7 protein-coding genes are annotated in these 8,605 nt (G+C 58.5%); 4 read left to right on the top strand and 3 right to left on the bottom strand.

Annotated features, from left to right (window positions below; translation table 11 throughout):
• Positions 1-49: 49 nt before the first annotated feature.
• Positions 50-3,022 carry a TonB-dependent receptor gene (locus ASE91_RS18125; protein WP_082454120.1) on the bottom strand — a complete coding sequence of 991 codons (2,973 nt, stop codon included), beginning with the start codon at positions 3,020-3,022 and terminating at the stop codon, positions 50-52.
• Between the two features lie 161 nt (positions 3,023-3,183).
• Here ASE91_RS18125 and ASE91_RS18120 point away from each other — a divergent pair, with 161 nt between their 5' ends.
• The 3 genes from ASE91_RS18120 to ASE91_RS19810 all read left to right on the top strand — a co-directional run bounded on the left by ASE91_RS18120 (position 3,184) and on the right by ASE91_RS19810 (position 7,224).
• Complete coding sequence (locus ASE91_RS18120) at positions 3,184-4,680, top strand: tryptophan halogenase family protein (RefSeq protein WP_056628958.1); 1,497 nt, start codon at positions 3,184-3,186, stop codon at positions 4,678-4,680.
• Positions 4,677-6,272, top strand: coding sequence for an alpha-L-fucosidase (locus tag ASE91_RS18115; protein WP_056628954.1), 1,596 nt, complete (start codon positions 4,677-4,679; stop codon positions 6,270-6,272). Before ASE91_RS18120 ends, ASE91_RS18115 begins: the two co-directional genes overlap by 4 nt.
• Positions 6,273-6,597: 325 nt before the next feature.
• Positions 6,598-7,224: a hypothetical protein gene (locus ASE91_RS19810; protein WP_235530562.1), complete on the top strand. Its 627-nt coding sequence runs from the start codon at positions 6,598-6,600 to the stop codon at positions 7,222-7,224.
• Between the two features lie 112 nt (positions 7,225-7,336).
• On the opposite strand, the gene ASE91_RS18110 is transcribed toward ASE91_RS19810, so the two are convergent.
• A complete protein-coding gene (locus ASE91_RS18110) occupies positions 7,337-8,002 on the bottom strand; it encodes a recombinase family protein (RefSeq protein ID WP_200911287.1) in 666 nt (221 codons plus the stop codon).
• 196 nt (positions 8,003-8,198) lie between these two features.
• Between ASE91_RS18110 and ASE91_RS18105 the strand changes: the two genes are divergently transcribed.
• Positions 8,199-8,504, top strand: coding sequence for an AbrB/MazE/SpoVT family DNA-binding domain-containing protein (locus ASE91_RS18105; RefSeq protein ID WP_327196803.1), 306 nt, complete (start codon positions 8,199-8,201; stop codon positions 8,502-8,504).
• Here the strand turns inward: ASE91_RS18105 and ASE91_RS19805 are convergent.
• Positions 8,452-8,605: integrase core domain-containing protein (locus ASE91_RS19805; RefSeq protein WP_156357932.1), on the bottom strand; the 154-nt coding region annotated here is incomplete at its 5' end. The two genes, ASE91_RS18105 and ASE91_RS19805, sit on opposite strands and share 53 nt — an antisense overlap.

Genomic DNA, 8,605 nt, shown 5'->3' with positions numbered 1-8,605 from the left:
CGGGTAACTAGGTCACCCGGCGCAAGGGGGAGAGGTATGATAGTTTGGATCAGAATTTGACGCGTGCCCGAACCGAGAAACGGCGGTCATTGATGCCGTAGTCGCGGGGTCGGTCGTCGAAGATCTGATAAGACTTGAACGCGGTATCAAGGATGTTCTGCCCATCCAGCGTGATCGCGAACCGCGGCGTCACGTCGTACGTTACCGAGGCGTCGAGCGTGCCGTAAGCGTTGCCGAAGATCGGCAGGTTCTGCGTGCCCGTATTCGCAGTGCCCTGCAGGAAGCTGCTGCGCCAGTTATAGGCGACCCGCATGTTCAGCCCGAACTTGTCGTAGAGCGCGACTAGGTTGTAGCTGTGCTTCGACAGGTTCACTAGTCCGACACTGATCTGCGTCGTGCTGTTGATGTCGCCGGCCGCCGCCTGTCCGGCATCGCTGTCGGCGAAGGTATAGTTCGCCTGCACGCCCAGCCCGTCGAACGGCGCAGGGAGGAAGTCGAAGAACTTCTGCCCGCCAACCTCGAACCCGCGGACATAGCCCTCGGATTCGTTGACCCAGCGCCGGACGTTGAAGCGCACCGTGCCGAGACCGGTCAGGTCCTGAAACACCGGGGCGGCGGCGCGGTCTACCAAAAGGTTCTTCAAGTTTTTGTAGAATCCGGTCGCATAGACGAAGCCTACGGGATCGAAATACCATTCGAGCGCGAGGTCGTAGCTGGTGGCTTCTTCGGGTCGCAGGTTGGGATCGCCCAGCGCCGTGCCCGTGCCTACATAGGGGTTGGTCGTCGCGTTGTACGGCAGCGCCGGATTGGCGAGCGTCGGCACCAAGCTGTTCGCGTCGGTATAGCTGACGCTCAGGTTGAACTGCGGGTTCAGCTGCGCGAAGCTCGGCCGCGAGAAATTCTGCGAGAAGGCACCGCGCAGGATCAACTCGTCAGTCAGGTTCACTTTCAGGTTCACGCTCGGCAGATACCGGTCGTAATCGCGCCCGCCACCGAACGCCTCGTCCAGTGTGATGTTGGGCGCCGTGGTGACGGTACCGTCCGGGTTAGTGATCGGCGCGACCCCGGGGGTGCGATAGACGAGTACGCGGCGGCCGAGCGCTTCCGTCTCGGTCCGCACGGCGCGCAGGCCGACATTGCCGTCGAAGCGGACGGTGCCGATGTCGCCGCCGAAGCCGACGCGCAGATAGGCAGCATAGGTCTTTTCACCGATCGTGCCCAGGAACGCGTTGGGCGCATCATACGGGCGGAAGCTGATGTCCTGTCCGCTGATCGCGCGCACCGCGTCGAACGCTGCCTGCGGATCGGTGACGAGGCTGTCGCGGAACTGCCAGACCGGGCCGAACACCGAATTGCGGGCCTTTCCGCGCAACAGGTCCTGCTGGTATAGGTTCTGTTGGGCGTACTGCGGGAATTCCGACAACAGCGAGCAGCCCGCGTCCGACGACCAGTTCGCACAGGTGGAGCCGATCGCCGTCCACGTGTCGTAGGTGGTGTTGCGGTTGATCGCGCTCTTGTCTGTATAGCGCACGCCGGCGCGCACCTCGCGGATCAGGCCTTCGCCGAAATCCCATGTCAGGTCGGCGCGGATGGCATCGGCAGTCGCATCGTTCTGCTCACCATAAGGCAGGATCGCGGTCATGCCGTAATTAGCCGGGTTGCTGAAGTAGTTGGGCGTCGTCGACTGGAACACCGGCACCTTGCCGGTCAGGTCGAAGAACAGGTCGTAATCCTGACCCAGGCCGGCGACGCTGGTCCGAGGGTTCAGCGCGCTGGCGGTCAGGTTCAGCGTCGTCTGTTCGACGGTCGAATCGATATGCTGATAGTCGACCGACAGCTTCACACGATCGGTCACGCTCCAGCGGACACCACCCGAAATGTCGGTCGTGCTGGTATCGCGGATCGTGCCGAAATTGACCGAATCGGTCCCGGCATTGTCTAGATAGCCGGTCCGGACGACACCGTTGTCATCGACGGTGAAAGGACGATCCGGCGACGGCGGCACGTCTGAGCCATAGGAGAAGAACGAGTTGCCGGCTTCGTTGAATTTGTAGTCCGCCCGGAAATACTGGGCATAGAGTTCAAGGCCGTCGGTCGGGCGCCATTGCAGCGCGGCGGTCCCGCTCAACCGCTCGCGATCGCCATAGGCGGTACGGAAACCGCCACCATGCGGCAAGAGCACGGTCCGATCCGCAAAACCGGGGACCGGTCCCTGCACACCGGGCGCGGCCGGACCATGCTGGTAGAACGGCTCGACGACCACGACGTCCTCGCGGAACGATGTCGTCTGGTAGCCGACGTTGGCGAGGAAGCCGATCTCGCCGATACCCGTTTGCCAGCGGTTGCTATAGATACCGGAGACCTGCTGCCCGCTCTTCCCTGCAAGGTCGTAGTAAGTTGATGCGACACTAGCAGAAAGCAGCTGTCCGGCTTGATCGAACGGTAGACGTGTGCGCAGGTTGACGGTGCCTGACAAGCCACCCTCCACCAATTCGGCCGACGGGTTCTTGTACACGTCGACGCCTGCAAGGAGGTCGGATCCCACTTCTTCCCAAGAAAGGCCACGCCCACCGCTGGCGGAGAAGATGTCCCGTCCGTTCAACTCGGTGCGAACTTGAGTCAGGCCGCGCACTGCGACGCCATTACCTTCGCCACGGTTACGCGTAATCTGCACCCCCGAAACGCGCTGCAGCGCTTCAGCAACGGTAACGTCGGGCAAGCGGCCAATATCTTGGGCTGTGATCGAGTCAACGAACTGATCGGCGTTGCGCTTGATCGATTGGGCACTTTGTAGCGATTGACGAAGGCCAGTGACGACAATGTCACCGCTGTCAGTTTCGGTCTGCGTTTGGGCGGAAGTGTCTACAGTTGAGTCCGACTCTCCGCCCGTTCCAACGGCGGGGGGTGAATCCGTTTGAGATTGAGCGAACGCTGTAGGCCCGCCTACGGACAGCAGCGCAATGGACAAACACGACGCACCGCCGTGCAGCACCCGAGTAGCAGCGAAAAATGACCTACGCATAAAACCTCCCCTTTTCCCGCTGTCCGATGCCTGCTCGAACGTCATGCGGCTTTTATCGTTGGTGAGTTTAACTTTCAGATATGCAACACACAAGCATCTGACTAATATTATGTGATAATTATTATTTTCGGATACCAAATAAGGTTAGCGGGGGAGGATCGATGGTGAACCCAATCAGACAGGTCGTAGTCATTGGAGGCGGCACCGCTGGATGGATGGCAGCCGCTGTGCTCGCCCAGCAGTTCGCGCCCGATCAATGTACGGTGACGCTGGTCGAATCTGCGGAGATCGGCACAGTGGGCGTTGGCGAAGCCACGATTCCACCAATTATGCAGTTCAATCGTTTACTGGGTATCGAGGAAGATGCTCTAATTCGAGCGACGGGGGGCACCTACAAGCTCGGTATTGAGTTCCGCGATTGGGGTGCCATTGGCGACACATATTTCCATCCATTTGGTCATTATGGTGCCGATTTGGACGGCATCCCTTTTACTTTGCACTGGCTCTGCAACCGTCCGGGTTCGCTTGGCGACTATTCGCTAGTGACGCAGGCAGCCTATGCCCGTCGCTTCGTTCGCACATCGGATGATCCGAAGCATGTCCACTCACGCATGGCCTATGCCTTACACTTCGATGCAGTACGCTATGCAAAATTCCTAAGCGATCACGCGATTGCGAACGGTGCGACAAGGATCGAGGGGCGGATCGTTGATGCAGTCCGCGACGAACGTGGACATGTAAGCGCGGTCCGGTTGGCTGATGGTCGGTCGGTTGCAGGCGACCTCTTTATTGACTGTTCCGGGTTCCGCGGACTTCTGATCGAAGAGGCGCTGCAAACCGGTTATGCCGACTGGTCGCATTGGCTGCCAATGGACCGAGCCGTGGCTGTACCGAGCGTACCGGTGTCCGCGCCTGATCCATTCACTCGATCCACGGCCGGACGCGCCGGTTGGCGCTGGCGCATCCCGCTGCAGCACCGCGTCGGCAACGGACATGTTTACTGCAGTAGGTACATTTCCGATGATGAAGCCACTGCCGAACTGCTGGCCGGGTTGGATGGCGAAGCGCTTGCCGAGCCGCGTCAGTTGCGGTTCACCACGGGTCGACGGGCGGCGTTCTGGAATGGCAACGTCGTAGCGCTTGGTCTGGCGGCAGGCTTCGTAGAACCGCTCGAATCGACCAGCATTCATTTAGTGCAACGGGGGATCGTGACGCTTATGTCGCTGTTCCCCGACAACGGCTTTGATGCCGCGACGACCACTGAATACAACCGGTTGATGACACGAGAGTTCGAAGCCGTCCGCGACTTCATCATACTCCATTATCATCTCACCCGGCGTGACGATTCCCTACTATGGAACCACGTCCGCACGATGGACGTACCCGACACCCTCAAAGCTCGTATCGAGCTGTTTGCTGCGCACGGCCGTCTGATGCTCGATCCGCACGAGCTCTTCCGCGAACCGAGCTGGGCCGCGGTGCTGTTGGGTCAGGGCTTATGGCCACGTCGGCCTGATCCGATAGCCGCGGCGCAGGACGACATCCGACGCGCGGAAACGCTCTCGCGTATGAAGGATCTGATTGGAAGGGGCGTCTCCGCAATGCCGAGCCATGCCGCATTTCTTGACCATCCATCCAGAAAGGACACGTCTCGATGAAGCGACGCGATTTCCTTGCCGGTTCCTTGGCATTAACCGGGAGCGCCACTGCTGGAGCTCAGCACAACGGCACGATCCAGTCGACCTGGTCGTCCCTCGCCGACGCCTATGTCGCACCCGAATGGTTTCGCGATGCGAAATTCGGCATTTGGGGTCATTGGGGTCCGCAGTGCCAGCCCGAGGCAGGCGACTGGTATGGACGCCAGATGTATCAGCAGGGCAACTCCTTCTACGACCGTCACCGTGCTCAGTACGGCCACCCGGCCGATACCGGATTTCTCGACATAATAGGAACGTGGAAGGCTGAACGCTGGGACCCTGCTGCGTTGGTACGTCGCTACAAGACGGCGGGCGCACGCTATTTCGTGGGCATGGCTTGTCATCATGACAACCTTGACCTGTTCGACAGTCCGCATCCCTGGAACAGTACACGCGTCGGACCACGTCAGGACATTGTTGGCGAATGGAAGAAGGCTGCGCGTGCCGAAGGTCTACGGTTCGGCGTCAGCAACCATGCCAGCCATGCCTGGCATTGGTGGCAGACCGCTTACGGGTACGATCCTACCGGCCCACGTGCAGGACAGCGCTACGACGCAGCACGTCTAACCAAGGCTGACGGGTATGGAAAATGGTGGGACGGGCTCGATCCGCAGGACCTGTACACTAAACCAGTAATGGCGCCGCCCGACGGCTTCACGACCGTCGAGCAGATGGAGGCATGGCTAGCAGCGACCAGCGGACGTTGGATGGAATTTGCTCCGGCCGCCAATCTCGCTTTCGTTGATGGATGGCTGCGTCGGCAAAAAGCTCTGGTTGAGCGGTACGATCCGGACCTTGTCTATCTGGACGATTACGGTCTGCCGTTCGGGCCGACCGGCCTGGAAGCGCTGGCTCATTACTACAACCATGCAGTCGAACGGTCCGGCCGTGCCGACGTTGTCCTCACCGGTAAGGTGCTGTCCGCGTTCCAACGAAAGGCAATGGTTGAGGATATCGAGCGTGGCTTCTCCGATCGACTGCGCGACGAGCCCTGGCAGACCTGCACCTGCATCGGCGACTGGCACTACAACCGTGATCGGTTCGTCCAGAAATCCTACGTACCTGCAGTGCAGGTACTACAACGCCTCGCTGACGTAGTATCCAAGAACGGCAACCTGTTGCTGTCGGTGCCGATACGCGGAGATGGTACGATAGATGCCGAGGAAGAACGCATCGTCGATGCGATTGGCGGGTGGATGCGCGTTAATGGTGATGCGATTTATGGTACGCGGCCATGGCGAGTTTATGGTGAGGGACCCACTGACTTGTCGGGAGGGATGCACAATGAAGGACAGGTGGCAAAGCTAGGTGCGCAGGATGTCCGCTTCACGACAAAGGCAAGCGTGATTAACGCAATCCTGCTTGCTTGGCCCAATTCACCCGTACTTATTAAGTCGCTTAACACTAGTGCTGTAGGGCGTATCGAGAAGGCCACGCTGTTAGGGGTTGGGCCAATTGCTATGCGGCACAATACCGAGGGGCTAATGCTATCGTTGCCGGCCGCCCCCACCGGTGCAATGCTGCCGGTCATTCGGTTGGACGTGATTGTTTAGCTTTAGGTACGTAGAATAATTATAATCTTTGGGAGTAGGAACATTCACAATGCGCAAGGTACGGAGATGCTTGACCCGGAGAGTTGGCACCTCCGCCCGCGACGCAAGCAACAGGTTATAGAATGATCGCTGCTCTGTTTTTCGGCACGGTATCCGCTCTTACTCCTCAAGAGGCACAAGTATTGCCGCTGGCCGAACTGGCGCAGCGTGTTCTAGGCGCTGCCGGAGCAGTGGTGATTGATGTAGAAAGGCCGCGTTGGCAACCTGCGTCGGCCTTTGCCCTCGTCCAGTGCCACACCCAAATGGTCCGCCCCCTCTCACGATGTTGACCTTCTACACCCGCGCATCAGTGAGCGGTGAAGCGGGCTGGCTCGGGCTTTGTCTCGCGACTGCGATCGATGTTAGTTTTGACAAGGCTGGTGCCGTGACAGATGTGAAACAGCGTGAGACGGTTGGCTGGCTCGGCAACATTACCCGTTCGAAGTCGGACGATGATCCTACGGACGTAGCGGCCATTTCTACGCAATATGATAACTTTAATACCTGTTGCCGCCAATTACCCACGACGAAAAAGTTTATCCCTACTCTCAACCGGCGTGACGGGGCACGCGCGTTTGTCGCGGTGTCGCTTGTTCATGAAAGTATGATCAGTGACGGTCCGATCCACGTTACCTGTACGATTCACCCGCATTTTAGCCAGCCTTGTGGAACTTTAGATGATCTAATTGCGCTTGCCAAAGACGTGGCGGTTGATAAAATTACAAGCGTCGAACAAATGAATGACAGTATAGGGGAATCTGTGACTGGTTTAGTGGCGGACAAGGAATGCTATAATATTAATCTCTCGCAACCTTATTACGCAAGTGATCGCATTAACATCTGCACGAAGGTGTTCTCTGATGGAATAATTGTCACGCGTGCCGAGTTTTATCGCAGCTTGGCTGTCTACTGATCTTACCACTTAATGGTACCACATCTGACGGCTTTAGCGGCCGTCATCAACCATCTTCCATTTCTACTATTGGTTTGAGAAGTTTAGACAGAACTTAACATTTCTGCCAACGCTAGCACAATACAAGTCCCGGCAACGCGATTTTTGCACGATGTAGGGCTGTGACGCGTTTAACCTGCGCGATACTGCAACCGGCCAGTTCCGCCGTGCGGGCAATACTCATGCCGGCTTCGCGCAGTTCCACGATGCGGCGGTGGTGCGCTAAATCCGGCTTGCGCCCGGTATAGCGTCCTGCCCGCTTAGCGATCTCGATCCCTTCACGCTGGCGTTCACGCCGCGTTTCGTAATCGTCCCGCGCGGTTTGGAGTGCAACGCGAAGCAGCATGTCTTGCACTGCCTCCAGCACAATACGCGATACCCCCGAACTGTCGGCGACCAGGTCGGACAGGTCAACAATCCCCGGAACAGCTAACCGTGCACCCTTCCCCCGGATCGTCGCAACTAGCAGTTCGGCTTCGGGCAAAGGCAAGCGGCTGATCCGATCGATCTTCTCCGCGATCACGACTTCGCCGGGTTGCAGGTCATCAACCATGCGCAAAAGCTCGGGACGATCGGGCCGCGCACCTGACGCCTTCTCTCTGTACACTGCTGCGACATAGAAGCCGGCAACCCGCGCGCCGGCAACGATCGCCTCCTGCCGGGCCAGATCCTGTTCGTCGGTACTGACCCGCAGATACACCCGCGCTGCTCGGATCATGCTGCTTTGCTGTGTGCTCATAGTTCCTTGGCTCAACTGGGTATACCTTAGTTAGCCTACCAGACAGACAGTGGCTACAAAGACGGACTATCGATCTATGTTGGCCTAGCCAAGCGCACCAATGCATTTTGGCTATTAGGCTCGACCCGGACAAGGAGGATGACACCTGTTTGCTGATTTGGTACTGCGGTGCTGTTTAGTACCGATCTTAAGATCAATGCTTATGGAAGCGCAGCGGGTTCGGATTGTTGAGGGAGGCAAGCTTGTCATTCCCGCGTCCATGCGCCGTGAACTCGGGATCAGTGCCGGTGATACGGTGATGGTAGATATCGCCGACGGCGAACTTAGGGTTCGGTCATTATCGAAAGCACTGGAGCGGGCTCGCCTGATCCTGCGTCGCCACATACCCGAAGGTGTGAACCTGTCGGACGAGTTGGTTGCTGATCTGGCCCCCGTTTTACCGGACGGAATTAGGCGGTTGCAGAAACCAGTGCGCGATGTTCGCGCGGCGAACGCATTTTGAGCCCTGAGTGCGGGTGGTTGTCGTTGTAGTCCTCGATCCATCCGGCCAGCGATGTCAACGCTGTGAGTGCATCGGGGAGCGGGGAGACACGGACGTAATCG

The organism is Sphingomonas sp. Leaf62, from assembly GCF_001421915.1.
Taxonomy (GTDB): domain Bacteria; phylum Pseudomonadota; class Alphaproteobacteria; order Sphingomonadales; family Sphingomonadaceae; genus Sphingomonas.
This window is presented reverse-complemented; position numbering and strand designations above follow the sequence as displayed.

What these genes read in the sequence shown, in the direction of transcription:
- ASE91_RS18110 (WP_200911287.1), bottom strand. Translation starts at nt 8,002, where the DNA reads ATGAGCACACAGCAAAGCAGCATGATCCGAGCAGCGCGGGTGTATCTG.
- ASE91_RS18125 (WP_082454120.1), bottom strand. Translation starts at nt 3,022, where the DNA reads ATGCGTAGGTCATTTTTCGCTGCTACTCGGGTGCTGCACGGCGGTGCG.
- ASE91_RS18115 (WP_056628954.1), top strand. Translation starts at nt 4,677, where the DNA reads ATGAAGCGACGCGATTTCCTTGCCGGTTCCTTGGCATTAACCGGGAGC.
- ASE91_RS18120 (WP_056628958.1), top strand. Translation starts at nt 3,184, where the DNA reads ATGGTGAACCCAATCAGACAGGTCGTAGTCATTGGAGGCGGCACCGCT.
- ASE91_RS18105 (WP_327196803.1), top strand. Translation starts at nt 8,199, where the DNA reads ATGCTTATGGAAGCGCAGCGGGTTCGGATTGTTGAGGGAGGCAAGCTT.